Consider the following 21,888-nt stretch of genomic DNA (forward strand, 5'->3'; position numbering starts at 1 on the left):
AAAAATGTTAATTATCGTAAAAAAAATAAAAATGCTTGTTTTTTCATTTTTTTTGATTTCATTTGTCCTGTCCTAAGATACAACTTTGTATGTTGGATATTTCAGGCTTTTAGCTGAACATTATGTATCGTTATTCTATGTTCGGGTTTGAGGGAAATTGGAAGTATTTTTCTCAAATGGCTTATAAGATAGGTTGCCGATTAGTTAAGCAAACTTCCAACTTATATTCTACTATCATGCAAAGTCAGCATGATTACTTCTTTATTCCTACTACTCAGAAGCAAATTCTGGTGTGATGCCCTACTTAAAATAGTTACGTTTTCTTAACTTTAAGTCTATAGGCTAGTTACTACATTTATCATAATCATATTTCATTATTATTTAATATTCAATTTCATGAATACCAAATACATTGATCTTATTGATCAAACTTACTATTTCCCTCAAGAAGAGTTTAATTTAGATGGTGAGCACTTACAATTTCACGGCATTCCGTTGAACGATTTAGTTCAGCAATATGGTAGTCCGTTGAAATTTACATACCTACCCAAAATATCAGAGAATATTTTGAGAGCCAAAAACTGGTTCGCAAATGCTATAGAAAAGAATAACTATAAAGGTAAATACCATTATTGTTATTGTACAAAGAGTTCGCATTTTCAACATGTAATGCATGAAGCTCTTAAGAATGAGATTCATATGGAAACCTCTTCTGCTTTTGATATTAATATTATTGAAAAACTAAAAGCAGATGGTAAATTAACGGATCAAACGTATGTTATCTGTAACGGATTCAAACGTGAGAAATACATTGATAATATTGCTCGGTTAATCAATAACGGTCACCAAAACTGCGTGCCCATTATCGATAATTATGAGGAGATAGATTTACTTTCAGATGCCATCAATGATACTTTTAAAGTGGGTATTCGTATAGCATCTGAAGAAGAACCAAAATTTGAGTTCTATACTTCTCGTTTAGGCATTGGTTACAAGAATATTGTTCCGTTTTATGAGAACCAAATAAAGGATAATGATAAGGTAGAACTTAAAATGCTTCACTTCTTTATTAACACTGGTATTCGTGACAATGCGTACTACTGGAACGAGCTTGTAAAGTGTTTAAAGGTATACGTGCGTTTAAAGAAAATGTGCCCTTCATTAGATAGTTTAAATATTGGTGGTGGCTTCCCTATAAAAAACACATTGGCATTCGACTATGATTACCAATACATGATCAATGAGATTTTAAACCAGATCAATATTACGTGTTCAGAAGCAGATGTTCCCGTACCACATATTTTTACCGAATTTGGCAGCTTTACGGTAGGCGAAAGTGGCGGTGCTATTTATGAAATTTTATATCAAAAACAACAGAACGATCGTGAGAAATGGAATATGATAGATTCGTCTTTCATTACCACGTTACCAGATACATGGGCAATCAATAAAAGATTTATCATGTTACCAATTAACCGTTGGAGTGATGAGTACGAGCGTGTGCTGTTAGGCGGATTGACTTGTGATAGTGATGATTACTATAATAGCGAGCAGAATATGAACGCTATTTATTTACCAAAATATAAGCGAGAAAAGCCATTGTATATCGGCTTTTTTAATACCGGTGCTTATCAAGAATCAATTGGTGGCTATGGCGGTTTGCAGCACTGTTTAATTCCGCAGCCAAAACATATATTGATCGATAAAGACGAGAACGGTAATTTCACTTATAAGCAATTTAGAGCCCAACAAAAAGCAGAAGATTTATTGGGTATTTTGGGCTATGATGTAGCTTCTGATACTGAATAAAATTAATTTGATTACAAAGACTTATACAAAAAACCACTTTATAATAGCTAATATATCATGAGTACATCTAAGAATTATGCCGGTATTTCCGATGAATTCGCACAACTAGAGAAGTCCAAAATTATCTTGATACCTGTTCCCTATGACGGAACAAGTACTTGGGGTAAAGGAGCGGACAAAGGCCCGGAAGCTTTCTTGGAAGCTTCTGAAAACATGGAATTGTATGACATTGAAACCGATTCTGAGGTTTACAAACAAGGTATTCATTTAACCGAGCCTATATCCGAAAACAGTTCGCCAGAGGCAATGGTCAATGAAGTACATGCTATAACCAAAGACTTTATTAAGCGTAATAAGTTCGTAACCTTATTTGGAGGGGAACATTCTATTTCCATAGGTTCTATTCGAGCCTTTAATGAATGTTTTGACAACTTAACCGTGTTGCAAATAGATGCACATGCAGATCTTAGGGAGTCTTATGAAGGTACAAAGTATAATCATGCCTGTGCCGTTTATGAAGCTAGCCAGACCACCAATTTGGTGCAAGTTGGTATTCGTTCTATGGATGTTATTGAAAAAACCGTAATGGATGAAGAAAAAACATTCTTCGCTCACGAAATGGTAACGGATGAATATTGGTCGGATAAGGTAATCGAAGCAATGACTGAAAATGTATTTATCACATTAGATCTAGATGCTTTTGATCCTTCTATTATGCCATCTACAGGAACTCCAGAGCCAGGCGGATTGCTATGGTACGAGACATTAGAATTCTTAAAACAGGTTTTTGAAGATAAGAACGTAGTAGGTTTTGACATCGTAGAACTATGTCCTAACAAAAATGATAAATCGTCAGACTTTTTGGCGGCTAAATTATATTACAAAATGCTCAGCTATAAGTTTGCAGGGCAAGATATTGATCAAGAGTATGACAATACTTTTGATGTTGATTATAAAGCTAACACAAATTCAAGATTCGAAGATGACGAAGACTAAAGGTGCGATCACCAATTTTATAGAAAAATACTATTTACATTTTAATGCAGCTGCTTTGGTAGATGCTGCAAAAGGCTACGAAGAGCAGTTGGAAAATGGTGCCAAAATGTTGGTTTCATTGGCAGGTGCTATGTCTACTGCAGAATTAGGTAAAATCTTTGCAGAGGTTATACGCCAAGATAAGGTGCAGATCATTTCTTGTACAGGTGCAAACCTAGAAGAAGATATCATGAACTTGGTAGCACATTCGCATTACAAGCGTGTTCCAAATTACAGAGATTTGACTCCGCAAGACGAGTGGGATCTATTGGAAAAAGGCTTGAACAGAGTTACGGATACTTGTATTCCAGAAGAAGAAGCTTTTAGAAGATTACAAGAACATATTTTCAAAATTTGGAAAGATGCCGATGATAAGGGAGAACGTTTTCTACCTCATGAATTCATGTACAAAATGTTGCTTTCTGGAGTGCTAGAGAAATATTATGAAATAGACCTTAAAGATTCTTGGATGTATGCCGCTGCAGAAAAAAACCTGCCTATCATTTGCCCAGGTTGGGAAGATAGTACAATGGGGAACATTTTTGCATCCTATGTAATGAAGGGCGAATTGAAAGCGAGTACCATGAAATCTGGTATCGAGTACATGACCTTCTTGGCAGATTGGTATACTCAAAATTCAGAAAACGGAATCGGATTCTTTCAAATCGGTGGTGGTATCGCTGGTGATTTCCCTATCTGTGTGGTGCCAATGCTTTACCAAGATATGGAGCGTACAGATACGCCTTTCTGGAGCTATTTCTGTCAAATTAGTGATAGTACAACCAGTTATGGTTCGTATTCAGGTGCAGTGCCCAATGAAAAAATTACATGGGGAAAATTAGATATTAATACACCTAAATATATTATTGAAAGTGATGCGACAATTGTTGCGCCCTTAATTTTTGCTTACCTATTAGATATGTAATTATGGATAAGAACGCACATTTAAAAAGAGTAATCGTGGACTTTAAAAAGTTGACGCCCGAGGTATTAAAACTTTTGGTAGAAAGATACCCAGATGGGTATGATGACCGTAACATTATCTCTTTCAGAAACGGACAGGGAGAACGTATAGAAGCTGTTGAGGTATTGACCGAAGACACTAAGTACTTAGTGAAAATCAGTGCCAAACTTGAGTATACGATGGAGAATTATGATGAGGATGATTATGAGGATTTTGATGATGATGATCCAACAGCAGTAGTTGAACCAGACCCTGAGGATATGGTTGATGGTGAGGATGAAGACTAGTTTACCTAGTTTCTAATAAATAGTACATTTTAAAATACCGGTTTGCTTCTTGTAAACCGGAAAATGAATCACATAAAAATTAAAATAATATCGTTGTACTTACAACAGATAAATGAAAATCGACGAAATTGAAAATATTGAATTAAAGTTTTTAGATTTTGATGATTATCAAGAACTGAAAACCGCTATGATTTCTGCTTACACCAACATGCCTGGTTCATATTGGAAAGAGGAACATATAAAATCTTTGATCGATAAATTTCCAGAAGGTCAGGTCGTTATCAAGATCAATGGGCAATTGGCAGGTGTAGCCTTGTCCATTGTGGTAGATTATGATGCTTTTGATGATACCCACACATACGAACAAATTACCGGTAAGTACAGTTTTGATACTCATAATGATGAAGGCGATGTGCTTTACGGTATTGAAGTGTTTATAAAACCGAGCTTTAGAGGTCTTCGCTTAGGTCGTCGTTTGTATGATTACCGAAAAGAACTTTGTGAGAAGTTGAACTTAAAGAGTATTGTATTTGGTGGTCGTATGCCTAATTATCATTCACATGCATCAGAATTGTCACCAAAGGAATATATAGATAAGGTGCGTAGAAAAGAGATTCAAGATCCTGTGCTTAATTTTCAGATTAGTAATGATTTTCATCCTGCAAAAGTGATGAAAGGCTATTTAGATGGGGATAAGGCTTCTCAAGATTTCGCTATTTTGATGGAGTGGGATAATATTTATTACCAAAAACCCTCTAAGAAAGCTGCAACTAAGAAAACCGTAATTCGTTTAGGGTTGATTCAGTGGCAAATGAGACCTTATAAAGATTTGGATGAGCTTTTAGAGCAGGCAGAATATTTTATAGATGCGGTTTCTGGCTATCGTTCCGATTTTGCGCTGTTTCCAGAGTTTTTTAATGCGCCCTTAATGGCGGTGAACAATCATATGTCTACGCCAGATGCTATTAGAGAGCTGGCAAAACATACACAGGCAATCGCTCAGAAATTCTCTGAGTTTTCCATATCGTATAACATCAATATTATAACAGGCAGTATGCCAGAAATGATTGATGGTCGATTGTATAATGTGGGGTATTTGTGTAGACGAGATGGTAGTATGGAGCGTTATGAGAAACTGCATGTAACACCAGATGAGGCTAAGGTCTGGGGTATGCAAGGTGGTAATCAATTAAAGGCTTTTGATACCGATTGTGGTAAAATAGGCGTGTTGGTTTGCTATGATTCAGAATTTCCGGAGTTAAGCCGATTATTGGCAGATGAAGGTATGGATATCTTGTTCGTTCCGTTCTTGACCGATACACAAAATGGTTATTCTAGAGTGCGTAATTGCGCTCAGGCTCGTGCAATTGAAAATGAATGTTATGTGGCTATTGCCGGTAGTGTTGGTAACTTGCCCAATGTGCAAAATATGGATATTCAGTTTGCACAATCCATGGTCTTTACTCCGTGTGATTTCTCTTTTCCGACCAACGGAATTAAAGCAGAGGCAACACCAAATACCGAAATGATTTTAATTGCCGATGTTGATATTAGTTTGCTTCGAGAATTGAATCAGTTTGGGGCAGTACGTAATCTTCGCGATAGAAGAACAGATTTATTTGAGTTAAAAAAGAAATAAGAAAGCTCCTATATTTAGGGGTCAAAAACAAACAAAATTGGATAATTTAAAGATAGTAGGTAGTGAAGAGTGGTGTGTGTTTAATGATTTGGGTATCCCAGCCATTAAGGCTAGGGTTGATTCCGGAGCAAAAACATCTTCCATACAAGCTACCAATTTAAAGATTGTTACTAGAAACGGACAAGAATGGGTAAAGTTTGAGGTGAGTCCGCTACAAGAAAATCGCAGTATTGCCATTGAATGCCAAGCACGATTAGTTGCGCGACGTATGGTAAAAAGTTCATCGGGTATTTCTGAAGAGCGATTGGTCATTAAAACACCGGTGACTATTGGTGAAGATACTTTTGATATTGAACTAACGCTGGCGAATAGAGATACAATGGAGTTTCGTATGCTGTTGGGTAGAGAAGCTTTAAACGAGCGCTTTGTTGTAAACCCTGCCGTAAATTATCAACTACAAGAATTTGAAGACAGCGAAGTCAATAAACTATATGCTCCCTATTTCAAGGAGAAAACAGGTTTAAAAATTGCACTCTTAGCAAGTAATCCAAACTTATACAGTAATAAAAGAATAGTAGAAGCTGCAGAGGCAAGAGGACACGAAATACATTTTTTAAATGTAGAGCAAGCCTATATGAAGCTCGATGCTCATTCGCCTGAAATTAGATATCGTGGTGGTATTATTTTGAAAGATTATGATGCCGTTATTCCTAGAATTAAGCCGTCCGTTACGTTTTATGGTTGTGCGTTAATTCGTCAGTTTAATAATTTGGGAGTTTACTGCCAGAACTCGGCAGAGGCAATTACACAGTCAAGAGATAAATTGTTCGCCTCTCAGTTATTTTCTAATCATGATATTCATATACCCATAACCGGATTTGCAAAATCACCGATGGATACCAAAGACCTGATCAAAATGGTGAACGGTGCACCATTAATTATTAAACTTCTGGAAAGTACGCAAGGTAAAGGTGTTGTTCTAGCAGAAACCAATAAGGCAGCAGAAAGTGTTATTAACGCTTTTAAAAGTGTTAATACCAACATTTTGGTACAAGAGTTTATTAAAGAAGCAAACGGACAGGATATTCGTTGTTTCGTAGTAAATGGTAGAGTAGTGGCAAGCATGCAGCGCCAAGCTCAAAAAGGAGAGTTTAGGGCTAATATTCACCAAGGTGGCAAAGCGTCTATCATTAAAATCACTGCAGACGAAAAGAAACTGGCTTTGAAGGCAGCCAAGGTATTAAACCTTGCCGTGGCAGGTGTAGATATTATACGTTCCAATAAAGGACCTTTATTGTTAGAGGTAAACTCTTCACCAGGTTTAGAAGGTATAGAAAATGCTACAGGTAAAGATATCGCCAATGCTATGATCATGGCAATTGAAAAACGATTGAAGTTTGTAGGGTAAAAAAATTTGAAGAACAGGCTAAACCCTGTTCTTCAAATTTTCTAACATTGCTTTTGTTGTTTTTTCTAAGTCAAATTCTGCTTTCCAATTCCAATCTTGTTGCGCATTGCTATCATCAATACTGCTTGGCCATGAGTTAGCGATCTCTTGTCTAAAGTCTGGCTCGTAGGCTATATTGAATTCAGGAATTACAGCTTTAATACTTTTCGCCATTTCCTTTGGTGTAAAACTCATAGCAGCTAAATTGTAGGCAGAACGTTCTTTAATGTTCTCTTCAGGTGCTTCCATGATCTGTAAAGTGGCATGTATGGCATCGTCCATGAACATCATAGGCAAGTTTGTGTCTTCTTCTAGAAAGCAAGTATATGAACCTTCAGAAAGTGCTTTATGGTAGATTTCCACTGCATAGTCCGTAGTCCCGCCACCTGGCATGGTTTTCCAGCTGATTAGTCCTGGGTAACGAATGCTGCGCACATCCACATTAAATTTATTGAAATAATATTCGCACCAGCGTTCTCCACTTTGTTTGCTTATGCCGTAAACCGTACTTGGTTCCATAATGGTATTTTGTGGTGTATCGTCTTTGGGTGTATTCGGTCCAAAAACTGCAATACTGGATGGCCAGAAAATTTTATCTATTTTTTTCTCTTTTGCCAAATTCAATACATTGAAAAGCGTGTTCATGTTCAAATTCCAAGCACGCATGGGGAATTTTTCTGCCGTAGCACTTAACATGGCCGCCATTAAATACACCTCAGAAATTTCGTAGTATGCAATAACTTCTTCTAAGGCATCATAATTGGTAGCATCTAAAATTTCAAAAGGTCCAGAGGCCATTAATTCATCATTACCTTCTCTAATATCACTGGCAATAATGTGGTCACCACCGTGTTTTTCCCTTAGAGTTAAGGTCAATTCCGTTCCTATTTGGCCACAGGCTCCAATAATCAATATATATTTTGGCATTAAAATTTGCGTTAAATGAATTTGAGATAAAGATACCTTTTCTTAAAATTTGTACATTCGCTTATGTCCAAAATTATCTTTTTTTTATCAATAGTTGTGTTGGCTGTTTCTTGTAAAGATGCGGCCCAAGATAAATCCAGTATTCGTGAAATTCGTTGGGAAGAAACCACGGATAGCTTGCCACAGAAATCTCGTGTCGATGCCAAGGCGCAAACCATTTTAAATGATTGGCTGGAATACAATGCTTTAGATAAGAGTTTTGATAAAATTTACACTTCAGAACATATAGAGGATTTTCAATTCTTAGTAGATGAGTTGATAGAGAATCAGAAAAAAATGGAAGAAGGTACTTATCCAGAAAAATTCAATATCCCACAAGTAAAAGGACGTCAAAAGCTATTTAAGACCTATATTTTAAAAACTAAGGGAGATTTGGAATACCAACAAAACCCTAGGGAATCCATCCTTCAAATGATTACCGCTTACAATGATTTAAGAAATCAATTTAATGTGGTAGTGAATAATACCTTACCAGATGAATTAATAAAAAATGAAGATAATTAGGGTATTTATATATTATTAAACTCTTTACTAGTGAACAAGTGAACTACGAAGATAAACCTGATATAAGGAATTTAAAATAAAGAAATAAGAAAGGCGAATCATATGATTCGCCTTTTCTATTTTCAATAACATTTCGCTATTATTTCTTCTCCTCAGGAGCATCTTTTCTTGATGTTAATGCTTGCTTGCTCAAACTTGCCAAGTTAAAATTAGGGTCAATAGCCAAGGCTTCGTCTAAAGTAGCTATTGCTTGGTCAATATTACCTTTATCCATGTTATACTGAATAAGAGCCTTTACGTGAATAAAAGCCGCTTTTAAAGGAACCTCGTAAGGTTGCTGACGTTCATAAAAAGCATATTTCATATCATCTGTAGCGTTTGTAATACCATATTCAACATGTTTCATTGCACCAACGTTATCACCTGTTTGTACTTTAAGATCTGCTAGTTCATAGGCAAGGTATGCATTTGGTTCTCTGGCATACAAAGCTTCAAATTGTTCTAAAGCTCTTTTTGGCTGGTTTAAAGCTTTTAAAGAAACCGCTTTTACTTGAATGGCTAAATTAGAATCAGAATCTACTTTCTCAATTCCTATAATGTTTAAAGCTTGTAAGTGTTGATTGTCATTTGCATAAATATAAGCAAGGGTATCATTACGTTGCTGAGAAGGGGATAATATATTTAAATGCGTTAAGGCATTGATGACGCCATCAACATCGCCTTGTAATCGCATTTGGTCGTAAAATGCTTCGTAATGTTTTAGTAATTCTGATTTGGTCTGTGAATATCCATAACTACCTGAGAATAATACGGCAGCTACAACTATTAAAACTGATTTTTTCATCTTTCTTGTTCTTTTTAAAGTGCGCTAAACTATTAAAATAATCTGTATGATCTTGTTAAGGAAAGGTTTAAATGTTAGAAATGAAAAAAGGTGACCTACAGATCACCTTTTTTAAACTTCAATAGTTTTTAGCTTCTTAAGCTAATTCCAATCTATTATTAGATTTTTTAAAAGAATTTAAAAGCTGTGTATAAAAGCCAATACTCTTGTTGTCTTTTTCAACACATGAAATTAGAAACTTACATAAGTTGTTAAATAGTAAGTTCGTGTAAAATGTTGGTAAATAAGTATTTACCGTTTTAGGATCATAAAGGCTATCGTCTTCTATTACTTCCATTTTAATTCTATGGCGATGATAGTCTATAGTTACGCTTGTTGCATTATAGTATTTTTTCAATAACGCAATATGTAATTCTTCGTACTTTTTAGAACCGTTTGGGTTCTTGCAACTTAGGGAGATGAGCTTCTCTAATTCAACTAAAACCCTCTCCCGTAATTTATCTTTCTTCATAATATTATGGTTTTATATTGTTATATAAAGGTATGTCATACGTCGATAAGTAGCTGAAAACCAACAATATATTAACGCTGTTTTTGCGTATTTGTTGTGAAAGGGAAGCTAAGTGTTGTGTAGGGTTAGTTTATGGGTGTAAGAAAGATATAGTTATTAATAAGAAAAATACTACAAAATGATACTATTTTTTGATTTTTGCCAGTAACATCGTATTGTGGTGCTGGTATACTTCTTTTAGCAGCTTGTTTGGTATAATATTCTTTTTTCGTTGGATGCTCAGGATAAACGGCATTCATCACATCATTGTAATGGTCGCATTCAATAATTCTTTTTATAATTCCGATACAATCATTCAAATGAATTAGGTTAACGGGAGCATCACCACCTTTAAGGTTTTCTCTGCCCGATAACATAGTTACTGGATGTCTGTTCGGACCAATTAATCCTCCAAAACGGATAATGGTTGTATTTAAATCATTATCGTTTTTTAAAAGGTTTTCGCATTGTACCAATTGTATGCCAGATACCGTAGTGGGGTTAGGTGCCGTTTTCTCGGTAACTATACCTTCTGTATCACCATAAACTGCCGTGCTACTAGCAAATATGATATTCTTTACTGTTGATTTTTTAATAGCCTGATGCAATAATGTAATCTTTGCAATGTAACTTTCTTTAGGACCTTTTCCTCTTAACTTGGGCGGAATATTTATTACAAGCACTGATACCGAATCAAGAAATGAATCAATATCGCCTTTGATATCATTCTCGGATAAAGCTATTTTAAACGGTGTAATGCCCTTTTCTTTTAAGATCGATATTTTCTCATCAGATGTAGAAGTTCCATTGACTTTATAACCACTTGCTATTAAACTTTCAGCCAATGGTAAACCCATCCATCCACAACCAATTACGCCTATTTTCTTATTCAAATTTCACTTTTTGTATAGTTAATATGGCGTCGTTCAATACAAAAGGCATAGGTATTTCATTTTCTTTTCGCTTTGGTATCGTGAATAATCCATTTGTAAGTAAATCATTAGAAGCTTCATATATGGTAAGTTCCAATTCTTGTTCCACTGGTACTTTTAGCATAATGTCGGTGTAATTTTTATCACTGATGTAATGGGTAATCAGTCTACCTCCATATCTATTTTTAAGAAAATGCTCGGACAATTCTATTCCATTTACATCTGCCTTTAATATATCAACAGCATTGGTAAAAACTTCCAAACGGTTTATAGGTCTATTCGGAGTAATGCATATACGAACTGTGCGCATATTATTTACTATAGTATCCTGTTGTACCTCAATAGTTGGTTTTGGTACATTTTTTAATGGAGCTTCATTTGTAAATGTAAAATTAGAGCCGTATTTGCTACTTATAGTCTTTTTTGAAAGAAGGGTATCTGCAACTTTTTTAGTGATGTATTTTGAAGTCCAGTCAGATGGTCGGTGCTCATAAGTTGCCCACTTTGCTTTATTTTCATCGGTATCTAAAACATATAATAAGCTAGTCGGTTTCGGTCTATCATTGGTAAAGCCAGAGTTCATATGCGCAGATGCCATAAAGCCTGCAAACAACAAGAAACTTAGAAATGCCAATGCACCTTTTTTTCTGTATTTGGTAACCAAAGGAAGTAATAAAAAGAAGATTAATGTCGTCAATAGGGTAGTAGCTACCAACATTTTAAGACCTAAGCCAACCGGAAACATTTTTACGAAGGGTGCGAATATGAATAATGCCGGAATACCGAGAAATACCAGTAAAAACGGATTCGGATTCTTTTGATTTATATGCACGTAAAAGGCAACTAAAAAGCTATATAAAGGTATAATGAAAAATGCGGCTCCTTGTAAATACACAGCTACTAGTCCACAAATGATAATCCAAATCATGAACGGGGCTACCAATAAATTTGCGGTTTTAATTACCTTGAATTTATAGTATGCATAAAAACAAGTGCCTAATGAAAATAGGGTAAACGCAAAGATATAAGCATGGCCGTTATAAGTGAAACCATGTAGAATATCTTTATAGCTTGGGTATAGCCATTTTAAAAACTGCCAACTGAAGTACCCTACAACTCCGTTAACTATTAAGGTAAAGAGTACGGGAATAAACCCTTTTAAAATATCTTTTCCATTTAGGACTTTTTTTCGAAACCCAGATACTAATAATAGGATGAAAAAGAGAATGGCAATGACTAGCATGGGCATAATCCAACTAAACGGATAAGAAACCATTTTAAAGAAAGGTACATTGAAATATACGTTATCATCAAGGCTTTTTAAGTTGCTGATGTCAGCATTACTGAAATAGGTTAATAATGGCATTAGATAACTACCTTGGTGAGCCAGCGTGTTTCTATCTAATCTTTCATAATTGTCTATTTGGGTATGGTAATCGAAGTGATCATCAATAAACGCAAAATTGTAACCCTCTATATCACCATCTTCTCTAAATACGGTTAAATCTGTATCATTGGGTAACATCTTATAAATACTATAGGCAAGTGAATTTGCTACTGGAAACTCAGGATTTGCAGCTATAAATTCAGTAATCAATTTACTGTTTCCTCTATTGGTCTCCATTAACATATAACTAGGTCCACCACTACCACGAGCTTCAAAATTTAAAACCAAGCCAACATCTTTCAGCCATTCATGTCTATCTACAAATAGATCGGCACCGTTAAGACCTAATTCTTCAGCATCGGATATGAGAATGATGATATCGTTTTTAGGTGTAGTATTTGTTTTTAAAAAAGTCCTTACGCCCTCTAGAATTGTAGCAACACCACTACCTGCATCACTAGCGCCTAATGAAGAATGCGGATTACTATCATAATGACTTAGCAGTAATAAGGCCTTACCAGATTCGCTTCCTTTAATTCTAGCCAATACATTTTCTGCTTTACTTAAATTACCCCAATCACCGGCGGTATACCCTTCTTGTAAAGAAGTTTCCAAACCTAATTTTTGAAGTTCTGCAGTAATATAATTACGGACAGTCGTATGTGCAGGAAACCCAACACCATGTGGTTCCTTAGACATTTCTTTAACATGTTCTAATGCTCTGTCAGTAGAAAATTCAGTTTCTGCGACTACTTCATTGGCGGTATATTGGGGTAGTAGTACTCTAAAGCTCCAGTATGTTGCTAGAATAACAAGAAGTAATGTCAGTAGGGTTGGTGTTTTTTTCATAATTATGATATTCTTTTAAAAAGTCCTAAAATACTGAGTATTAATTGGTTTATATCGAATATTATTAGTAATTCTCATTTAATTTATTATCTTTAGTAATCAACCTTTAAACAAACTATCATGGGAATCAAAAGCTTTCAAGGCGTTAGAAAAGTATTTAAAAAAGAATTTGAAGCCCCAATATTGGTCGCTGATTATATGACTACTAAGTTAATCACTTTTTCGCCAGATGATTCAATTTTAGCGGTAATGGAGAAATTTGCCAAGCATCATATATCTGGTGGACCTGTTTTAGATAATAACGGATTTCTTGTCGGTATCATTTCTGAAGCCGATTGTATGAAGCAGATTTCTGAAAGTCGCTACTTTAATCAACCTATTTTAGATAAGAGTGTAGAAAATTTTATGACCAAGTCAGTTGAAACAATTCCTCATGATATTTCAATTTTTGATGCAGCAGGTATTTTTGCCCAACACAATAGAAGAAGACTGCCAGTAATGAAAAATGGAATATTGGTAGGGCAAATAAGTAGAAAAGATATCGTTGTGGCCGCACTTAAATTAAGTGGGCATAATTGGAAATAGGATTTATTAAGTACAGAGTTTAAAGTACAAAGTAAAAAGTAAAAAGTAAGAAGTAAGAAGTAAGAAGTAAGAAGTAAGAAGTAAGAAGTAAGAAGTAAGAAGTAAGAAGTAAGAAGTAAGAAGTAAGAAGTAAGAAGTAAGAAGTAAGAAGTAAACTTATAAAAAAGTCTCCTAAAAGGAGACTTTTTTATATAATATTCTCAACCAACAACCAACAACCAACAACCAACAACCAACAACCAACAACCAACAACCAACAACCAACAACCAACAACCAACAACGAACTACTCTCTTTTCACGATCATATAAAAATCATTGTCTAATGGTAGGTAGCCTAAATCATATAGAAAATAATATGTAGTACCTTTTTTTGTGGTGTATAGGTTGGTAATAAAGTCGAAATCGAAACCTTTATCTATTAACCGCATACGTGTGGTTTTCGTTTTGCCGTCTTTTAATTTATAACTATCAAGAATACGGTAGTTTTTGCGAAGCTTATTATTTATATTTCTAATAAGGTTTTTACTGGCAGGATTTACTTTGTTGTTATAAGCATTACGACACTGATCATTACAGAACTTTTTGTCTATACGTCCCATAACCTTATTCCCACATTCTAAACATGCTCTTTCCATCTATTGTCTGTGGTAATTAAATGTCACTTCATTTGATTTTCCTTCTTCTTCACTAACCTCTACATACATATTAACTTCGTTGTCAGACACTTTTTCTATGGTGAAATCGTCAAAGTAAAATTTGTCCCCTTCGACTTTTACAAGTTTAAAATCTATGTTTTCATCTTTTTCTTCCCATCCACTTAGGTTGCCATCAAAATGTTTTAATTGAAGTAATAATGTTCCGTCAACTTCTATAAGATGACCAAATTCATAAAAGCTGATTTCGCCTTTGTCTATGAGGCGAAAAGAGAACATCATGGATTTACTTGTAGCGGGACTCCATATTTCCTCGGCTATTCCGCCAAAGGCTTCTCCCTTCCAATGTCCCGAAAGCCATGTTATATCGCTTAGCGTTGCAGGAGGACTCATCATACCTTCTTCAAAAGATATGGTGTTTTGCGCTTGTGTTAAACATGATGCAGAAAGAAAAAAGAGAAGTATAAGTTTCATAAGTTAATATTTGTAACAAGATACAATTTAAACGTTTACAAACGATTGCACCTACTTTTCGTAAAATTCAATGGGTAAATCATCCGGATCGGAAATGAATGTAAAACGTTTATTAGTAAACTCATCTACTCTTATAGGTTCTGCTATTACATTGTTGTTTTTACAATGGGCAATGATCAGTTCTAAATCATCAACTTCAAAGGCAACATGTCGTAAACCACATGCTTCTGGTCTAGAAGGGCGTTGTGGCGGATTTGGAAATGAGAAAAGTTCAATAATATACTCCCCATTCAAAGCTAAATCTAACTTGTACGACTGTCGTTCTTCACGATAGACTTCACGTATAATTTCTAAACCTAAAACATCTATATAGAATTGTTTAGAAATTTCATAATTAGAGCAAATGATTGCGGTATGGTGTACTTTGTTCATTAGTTTGTGTGGTAGTTTTATTAGAATGTAAATTGTATTGTGGACGCCATATAAAATCAGCAAAACAAATTTTATAATAATATCTAAGATTGTTTTTGCTTTTAGTAAATCCAAAGAAATCATGCATTTTTAGTGAGAATTGTTTGTCATTCTTCTGATAATTTTAAAATTTAATTCATAAAATTTTATTTTTCCTAACTCCTAACTCCTAACTCCTAACTCCTAACTCCTAACTCCTAACTCCTAACTCCTAACTCCTAACTCCTAACTCCTAACTCCTAACTTTCAGCTATTCCTGAGCTTCATATAACTTCATCGATTTCAAATAATTTTGAGCTCCCTCCAATGTCATGTCATTCACAAAACCATCTAATTCGTTATGATTCAATTGTATCCAATTTATTAAGGAATCTCGACGTTGCGACCATGTATCCCAATTCACATCAAAATACTCTAGTTCTTCAATCTTAGAAATTCTTCCAGATGTAAAGGATACTTTGACTTTCAGCTTAAGCGGATTGTTTTTTAAAAAAGCATTACGAGTATTATTCTGAGTAATAGTGGCTATAACGTCATTGTTCTTTTCTTCAGTTTCAAGTATTTCATATGACGGATTAAAAATGGAATCCCATTTATAAAACTCATTAAAACTATTCTTGTCAAATGGCATAACAAAATCACCGGGGATTAATGTAATACTATCATGAATTACTGTTTTTAGCTTTTCGAAATCGCCAGAATCAAAAGCTTTATAATATGTAGTAACAGTTTCTTTACGACTTAACTCCTTATTGCCGCAACCGAACAATAATCCTATTACGAATAGCACAAGAAATGTGTTTTTCATTATTTCTTTAGTTTAACGATTCTACCATCTCTTTGATCTTCACCGCTTTTTCAAAATGGTCTAATTTGTGTTCTAAAATCCACCATTGAGCCACTTCCATCAAAAGCTCAGGATTGTCGTTTTTGTTCTTAAAAAATGCATAGAAAGATAGTCCTACATTTTCTCCTTTAGCTGCGATTTTAGCATTACAGACTTCAATGATTTTTGCTTTAATTGCTTTTTCCATCAAACTGAGTTAAAAAATGAAGGTACTTATTTAAAATCTAGATACAAATTTGGTTCATTTTATACTCATTTTAATCTAGTTTGATTAATCATAAAAATTTGAATTTTATCTGTTTAGGTATAAAAAGTCCTATTTTTTCAATTCAATTTATAATTCTGTTAAAGTATTTATAAACAGTATGTTGTGATAATTTTTTGTTGCTTGATAGTATAACTTTGAGATAAAGCTTTACTATGAAAACAATACTATATCTACTTGTGTCAACCACTTTGTTTGTTAGTTGTAAAAGCAAAAAAAGTGTATCTGAAAATTCTAAAGAAAAATGGCGCAATACGGGCTCATCGATTGTTGAAACTGCAATTGGTCCTTTAGAATTGGTAGCTCCTTATTCTTCTGAATCTGTTACGAAAAACAGCAAGGTGATTTCTTGGCCGTCTAATAAACTACCTAAGGCTCCAGAGGGATTTGAAGTACAGCGATTTGCTGAAAGATTAGAGCACCCTAGGTGGACATACGTAGCACCTAACAATGATATTTTTGTAGCGGAATCTAACACTAAAAATAGTGCCAATAGAATTACTTTGTTAAGAGATACTGATATGGATGGTGAAGTAGATGAGCGGCATGTGTTCAAAGAGGGACTCAACCAAAACTTAGGTATGCTGGTATTAAACGATTTCTTTTATATAGCCAATACAGATGGTCTTTATCGTTATGCCTATGAGGAAGGTCAAACTACCTTAGAAGGAGAAGGTGAAAAAATCGTAGCATTGTCTGCAAGTGGTTATAATAATCATTGGACGCGTAATGTGATTACGAATAAAGAAGAAAATAAACTATATATATCGGTGGGATCTGCAAGTAATGTTGGTGAGCAAGGTATGGAGAAAGAAAAAAGACGGGCAGCTATTTTAGAGGTAAATGTAGATGGGTCGGGTGAGGTTATTTACGCAAGCGGAATTCGAAATCCGGTGGGTATGGACTGGAACCCGGTTACTGGTGAGTTGTGGACAGCGGTTAATGAACGTGACAAGATTGGAAATAATTTAGTGCCAGATTACCTGACCAGTGTTAAAAAAGGTGGTTGGTACGGATGGCCTTATAGCTATTATGGAAGTATAAATGATCCAAGGTGGGAAGATGATCCTCATCAGAATCTTGTTGATATGACCATTATTCCCGATGTTCCTTTAGGGAGCCATACTGCATCTCTTGGTCTAACTTTTTATACCGATTCTCAATTTCCAGAGGAATATAAAAATGGTGCTTTTGTAGGTCAACATGGATCATGGAACCGAGCTGTTTTTTCAGGATATAAAGTTGTGTTCGTTCCTTTCCAAGACGGGAAGCCCCAAAAACCCGTTGATTTTTTAACCGATTTTATCGCAGATGAAGAAGCAGGCGAAGTTTACGGTCGCCCAGTTGGTGTAACCGTGGCACCAGATGGGTCTTTGTTAGTAAATGATGATGATGGTGGCGTAATTTGGAGAGTTTCTGCGATTAAATAGTTTTAAAACCCATTGTTTGTAAAAAGATAATACCGGTAGATATTATTCTGCCGGTATTACCTTTTTATTTTAAAATCTTCAATTTGTGTTTTTGTAACAACCCCGCTAAATTATCTTTAGAGAATATGGCTCCTGACATAGAATTATTATCAGGGTCGATACTGAAATTTACTGCCGAACTAAAATCCGCTTTTTCAAGATTGGTTCTTGAGAAAATAGCACGTTCTAGATGGCATTCATCAAATTTTGATTTGCTTAAATCGCAATCTCCAAAATCTACTTCTTCCATTTTACAAGAGACAAAAACCTGACTCACCAGTTTTAAATCTGTAAAAAGGGCGAAACTCAAATTGCAGTCAAAAAAGGAAAAGTCCATTAAAAAAGTATTGCAGGTATTAAAAGCTAACCCCATAAGTTTACAGTGCGAAAATTTCACATCTTTGAACGTGGTATTTACAACATTTGCATTGCTCAAATTACAATCTATAAACTCACACTCTAAGAAGGTTTGGTTGTCTACATATCCCTTAGAAAAATTGCAACTTTCAAAAATGCAATTCTCATACTCCGCTCTGGGTAGTCGGGTGGCTGTATAGTTTTGACCTTTGAAAGTTTGATCTAGTATTAATTTTTCCAATTCTATTTTAGTTTTGTGCCTGTGGTAAAATGATTGCTGGTATTTCTAAGCTCTGAAACATCGTGTTATACGCTTTCATTTCCGTATTGATAATCGCATTATGCTCTGTCTTGAAAGTGTTCCATGTTACCAATAAATCTTGTAATCTTTCTTTAGCGCCTGCAGTAACTTTTGGCTCGGCAGCATCAATATAACCTCTTAAATTCAATAATTGTGAATTCAGTTTGTTTTCAAAATTAATCACATCTTGAAAGGTTTTTTGGTTTGGCTGAATCAGGTTTTCTTCCCAAGCAGTAATGCGTTTTGTTAAGGAGTCGCCCTGTGTTAATAACGCTTCTGCTTTTTCATTATCTGCAAGTAATTTACCATATTGTTTTAATTGCGATTTTGCCGACTGCATATCGTTTACCGCATTGTGCATTTCTACTACGGTAGCTTCAATGGTTTTCATCATTTTTTGTTGTTCTGCATAGTCTGCCATGCTTGCTTTTACTTTTGGGTGAGGTAAAATGGTTACGGTTGTTTCTGCTGTTTGCTCTCCTAAGGTCAATTTTAACTTATAATCACCAGGACCAACAGTAGACCCGTTTAATCCGCCAAGAACAAAAACCTTATCCACTGCAGGTAAAGGCTCTCTTTTAAAATCCCAAGTAAAACGGTTATATCCTTTTTTAGAAGCTAGAATAGCTGGCTTTGATGGTCCGCCTGGCCAAGATTTAAATTTTTTGTCTTTTTGGTTGGTTATGGTTCTAATTACCTCACCGTCTTTCAGTACTTCTAATTTTAATTCGGTACTGTCTTGTGCTTCGCTTAAATAATAATCGAAAGTTACTCCGCTTTTTGGATTGCTGCCCAAACCAGGAACTGGTTTTTCACTAGAACCTCCAGTGAACAAATACGTGTCTTTTGGTTTAAAAATATGTAGCTCTTGTTTTGGGGTAATACTATTCTGTATAGCTGCTAAGTCATCTAAAATCCAAAATGCACGACCAGCAGTTGCAGCAACCAAATCATTGTCTTGAATAACTAAATCATTAATAGGAGTTAAGGGTAAATTTAATTGCAATGGCTGCCAGTGTAAACCATCATCTATGGAAATATATAAGCCAGTTTCTGTACCTGCGTAAAGCAATCCTTTTACTTTTTTATCTGCACGTACAACTCTAGTGAATGTATTATCGCCTGTTATACCATTGGTAATTTTTGTCCAAGTGGTTCCGTAATCTGTTGTTTTGTAGATGTAGTTGGCAAAATCCATTGACTTATAACGCATCAAAACAATGTAAGCTGTCGCTGGGTCATGAGGAGACACTTCAATACTGTTTATGATACCTTCCTTTGCACCTGCGGGAGTAACATTTGCCCAATTGGCACCACCGTCTTTGGTTACATGAACTAGTCCATCATCACTACCAGACCAAATTACACCCTCTTCATGTGGAGATTCTGTCAAGTAAGTTAGGGTGTTGTATATTTCACCACCAGCAGCTTCATTGGTAAATGGACCACCGCCAAGACCGTGTTTGTCTTTTTCGTCTCTCGTTAGATCGGGACTTATAACCGACCAACTTTGACCTTCATCCGTAGATTTGAAAACAACGTTACCACCATGATAAATGGTTTTTCTGTCATGGGGCGAGGTGATAATCGGGGCATTCCAATTGTAACGGTACTTTGCATTTTCTGGTGATATACTCAAGCCTAATTCAGGGTATTCTTTAATAGGTTTAGATTCTTTAGTATTTGCATCCCACTTATCAATATTCCCCTGGTAAGTTCCACCATATATCAATTCAGGATTATCTGGATCAAAAGCTAAAAATGCACTTTCTCCACCAGCAACGGCATACCAATCTTTCCAGTCGATACCACGATCATTTGTTCTAGAGGCTATCGCTACGGTAGAATTATCTTGTTGACCACCGTATACATTATAGGGTACTAGATTATCTGTAATAACCCTGTAGAATTGTGCTGTATTTTGGTTCTCTTGTGTGCTCCAACTTTTTCCACCGTTATTAGAAACATTCGATCCTCCATCATTAGAGTTGATCATACGTTTGTTGTTCAAAGGGTCTATCCATAAATCATGATTATCGCCATGTGGTGTTGGTAATGGCGAAAATGTTTTACCACCATCTATTGACTTGGTTACGGGTGCATTTAATACGTAAACAATATCTTCGTTTTGGGTGTCGGCAAAAATCTCCATGTAATACCAAGAGCGTGTAATATTGATACGGTCTTTGTTTATTAGAGTCCATTTTTTACCGGCATTATCAGAGCGGTATACGCCGCCTTTTTCTCCCTCCGCTTCTATTACAGCAAATACACGCTCTGGGTTGGCTCTAGAAACAGAAATACCTGCTTTACCCATTTCTTTAGGTAAGCCTTCTTTTAATTGTTCCCATGTTTCTCCACTATCGGTCGATTTGTAAATACCTGAGTTCTTACCGCCAGATTCCATCGTCCAAGGAAAACGTCTGTGCTGCCACATAGCTGCATATAAAATGGTTGGGTTGTTCATATCCATAGATAAAGCAGAAGCCCCGGTTATGGTATCAACGAACAGTACATTTTTCCAAGTATCACCGCCATCTGTAGACTTATAAATGCCTCGTTGAGAAGAAGGTCCGTATTGGGCACCTTGTGCGGATACAAAAATGATATCGGGGTTGGTAGGGTCTATAATAATATCAGATATATGTCTAGTTTCATCAAGTCCCATATGTTTCCAGGTTTTACCGGCATCGGTAGATTTGTATACGCCGTCGCCCATTGAGGTCATTACACCACGGGCTGCATGTTCGCCCATCCCTGCGATTACGATATTTGGGTTACTTTCAGAAACGGAGATTGCACCTACAGTAGCGGTTTTTAAGAATCCGTCAGAAATATTCTTCCATGTAATTCCGTCATCCGTGGTTTTCCAGATTCCGCCACCAACAGTTCCCATGTAATAAATCATGGGCTGACCTAAGACACCGGTTGAAGCTACACTTCTACCACCTCTAAACGGACCAATATTCCGCCATTTTAATCCTGTAAAAAGAGAGTCTTCTAGTTTAACGGTGGGTTGGGTGATTTTACTTTTTCTTCGTTGAGATTGTAATGCTAACGGTGCCATAATGACGAGCACGAGCAAAAGTCTGATGATTTTCATGGTGTGGTCTGTATTAGTTGTTGAATAGGGAAGATAATAAAAGGCTGTGTAAAATGATAGTCTATAAATTGAATTTGGTTATTCTAAGTTTAAGGGGGTGAATTTTATGGTTTTAACCAATATCAATT

21 protein-coding genes are annotated in these 21,888 nt (G+C 35.6%); 9 read left to right on the forward strand and 12 right to left on the reverse strand.

From position 1 onward, the window contains the following. The first annotated feature begins 396 nt into the window (after positions 1–396). From P177_RS02270 to rimK, 6 genes are all read left to right on the forward strand, one after another. On the forward strand, positions 397–1,809 hold the full coding sequence (locus P177_RS02270; RefSeq protein ID WP_036151403.1) for a type III PLP-dependent enzyme domain-containing protein: 1,413 nt from the start codon (positions 397–399) through the stop codon (positions 1,807–1,809). 57 nt (positions 1,810–1,866) lie between these two features. Then, positions 1,867–2,805 (forward strand): agmatinase, encoded by a 939-nt coding sequence (speB, locus tag P177_RS02275; protein WP_036151404.1) that lies wholly within the window; start codon positions 1,867–1,869, stop codon positions 2,803–2,805. Then, positions 2,792–3,769, forward strand: coding sequence for a deoxyhypusine synthase family protein (locus P177_RS02280; RefSeq protein ID WP_036151406.1), 978 nt, complete (start codon positions 2,792–2,794; stop codon positions 3,767–3,769). The genes speB and P177_RS02280 overlap by 14 nt, the downstream gene beginning before the upstream one ends. A gap of 2 nt (positions 3,770–3,771) precedes the next feature. Beyond that, positions 3,772–4,095, forward strand: a complete 324-nt coding sequence (locus tag P177_RS02285; RefSeq protein WP_036151408.1) for a hypothetical protein — start codon at positions 3,772–3,774, stop codon at positions 4,093–4,095. A gap of 112 nt (positions 4,096–4,207) precedes the next feature. After that, complete coding sequence (locus P177_RS02290; RefSeq protein ID WP_036151411.1) at positions 4,208–5,734, forward strand: bifunctional GNAT family N-acetyltransferase/carbon-nitrogen hydrolase family protein; 1,527 nt, start codon at positions 4,208–4,210, stop codon at positions 5,732–5,734. Positions 5,735–5,771: 37 nt separating this feature from the next. Next, complete coding sequence (gene rimK / locus P177_RS02295; protein ID WP_036151413.1) at positions 5,772–7,142, forward strand: 30S ribosomal protein S6--L-glutamate ligase; 1,371 nt, start codon at positions 5,772–5,774, stop codon at positions 7,140–7,142. A gap of 18 nt (positions 7,143–7,160) precedes the next feature. Here rimK and P177_RS02300 read toward each other — a convergent pair whose 3' ends face one another. Next, complete coding sequence (locus P177_RS02300; protein WP_036151414.1) at positions 7,161–8,108, reverse strand: NAD-dependent epimerase/dehydratase family protein; 948 nt, start codon at positions 8,106–8,108, stop codon at positions 7,161–7,163. 63 nt (positions 8,109–8,171) lie between these two features. Between P177_RS02300 and P177_RS02305 the strand changes: the two genes are divergently transcribed. Beyond that, positions 8,172–8,672 carry a hypothetical protein gene (locus tag P177_RS02305; protein WP_036151416.1) on the forward strand — a complete coding sequence of 167 codons (501 nt, stop codon included), beginning with the start codon at positions 8,172–8,174 and terminating at the stop codon, positions 8,670–8,672. Positions 8,673–8,811: 139 nt separating this feature from the next. On the opposite strand, the gene P177_RS02310 is transcribed toward P177_RS02305, so the two are convergent. The 4 genes from P177_RS02310 to P177_RS02325 form a co-directional block, all read right to left on the reverse strand. Continuing rightward, complete coding sequence (locus P177_RS02310) at positions 8,812–9,516, reverse strand: tetratricopeptide repeat protein (RefSeq protein ID WP_036151418.1); 705 nt, start codon at positions 9,514–9,516, stop codon at positions 8,812–8,814. 136 nt (positions 9,517–9,652) lie between these two features. Continuing rightward, on the reverse strand, positions 9,653–10,027 hold the full coding sequence (locus tag P177_RS02315; protein WP_036151420.1) for a hypothetical protein: 375 nt from the start codon (positions 10,025–10,027) through the stop codon (positions 9,653–9,655). A 125-nt stretch (positions 10,028–10,152) separates the two neighbouring features. Further along, positions 10,153–10,959 carry an SDR family oxidoreductase gene (locus P177_RS02320; RefSeq protein WP_036151423.1) on the reverse strand — a complete coding sequence of 269 codons (807 nt, stop codon included), beginning with the start codon at positions 10,957–10,959 and terminating at the stop codon, positions 10,153–10,155. Next, positions 10,952–13,234, reverse strand: a complete 2,283-nt coding sequence (locus tag P177_RS02325) for a M28 family peptidase (protein ID WP_036151425.1) — start codon at positions 13,232–13,234, stop codon at positions 10,952–10,954. Before P177_RS02325 ends, P177_RS02320 begins: the two co-directional genes overlap by 8 nt. A 120-nt stretch (positions 13,235–13,354) precedes the next feature. On the opposite strand from P177_RS02325, the gene P177_RS02330 reads away from it, so the two are divergent. Further along, positions 13,355–13,819, forward strand: a complete 465-nt coding sequence (locus P177_RS02330) for a CBS domain-containing protein (protein ID WP_036151428.1) — start codon at positions 13,355–13,357, stop codon at positions 13,817–13,819. 285 nt (positions 13,820–14,104) lie between these two features. Here P177_RS02330 and P177_RS02335 read toward each other — a convergent pair whose 3' ends face one another. The 5 genes from P177_RS02335 to P177_RS02355 all read right to left on the reverse strand — a co-directional run bounded on the left by P177_RS02335 (position 14,105) and on the right by P177_RS02355 (position 16,452). After that, positions 14,105–14,455 (reverse strand): hypothetical protein, encoded by a 351-nt coding sequence (locus P177_RS02335; RefSeq protein WP_036151430.1) that lies wholly within the window; start codon positions 14,453–14,455, stop codon positions 14,105–14,107. Next, on the reverse strand, positions 14,456–14,947 hold the full coding sequence (locus P177_RS02340) for a DUF6265 family protein (RefSeq protein WP_036151431.1): 492 nt from the start codon (positions 14,945–14,947) through the stop codon (positions 14,456–14,458). It abuts the gene before it with no gap. Positions 14,948–14,998: 51 nt separating this feature from the next. After that, complete coding sequence (gloA2, locus tag P177_RS02345; protein WP_036157632.1) at positions 14,999–15,379, reverse strand: SMU1112c/YaeR family gloxylase I-like metalloprotein; 381 nt, start codon at positions 15,377–15,379, stop codon at positions 14,999–15,001. 289 nt (positions 15,380–15,668) lie between these two features. Then, a complete protein-coding gene (locus tag P177_RS02350; protein WP_036151433.1) occupies positions 15,669–16,226 on the reverse strand; it encodes a hypothetical protein in 558 nt (185 codons plus the stop codon). A gap of 7 nt (positions 16,227–16,233) precedes the next feature. Next, positions 16,234–16,452: a DUF6500 family protein gene (locus tag P177_RS02355; RefSeq protein WP_036151436.1), complete on the reverse strand. Its 219-nt coding sequence runs from the start codon at positions 16,450–16,452 to the stop codon at positions 16,234–16,236. Between the two features lie 233 nt (positions 16,453–16,685). On the opposite strand from P177_RS02355, the gene P177_RS02360 reads away from it, so the two are divergent. Next, positions 16,686–17,960 (forward strand): PQQ-dependent sugar dehydrogenase, encoded by a 1,275-nt coding sequence (locus tag P177_RS02360; protein WP_036151439.1) that lies wholly within the window; start codon positions 16,686–16,688, stop codon positions 17,958–17,960. A 64-nt stretch (positions 17,961–18,024) separates the two neighbouring features. On the opposite strand, the gene P177_RS02365 is transcribed toward P177_RS02360, so the two are convergent. Together P177_RS02365 and P177_RS02370 are read right to left on the reverse strand one after the other, a co-directional pair. After that, a complete protein-coding gene (locus tag P177_RS02365; RefSeq protein ID WP_051941681.1) occupies positions 18,025–18,597 on the reverse strand; it encodes a pentapeptide repeat-containing protein in 573 nt (190 codons plus the stop codon). A gap of 7 nt (positions 18,598–18,604) precedes the next feature. Continuing rightward, positions 18,605–21,760: a WD40/YVTN/BNR-like repeat-containing protein gene (locus tag P177_RS02370; RefSeq protein WP_036151445.1), complete on the reverse strand. Its 3,156-nt coding sequence runs from the start codon at positions 21,758–21,760 to the stop codon at positions 18,605–18,607. Positions 21,761–21,888: the final 128 nt, after the last annotated feature.

The sequence above is a fragment of the Maribacter forsetii DSM 18668 genome (assembly GCF_000744105.1).
In the GTDB taxonomy this organism is placed as follows: Bacteria; Bacteroidota; Bacteroidia; order Flavobacteriales; family Flavobacteriaceae; genus Maribacter; species Maribacter forsetii.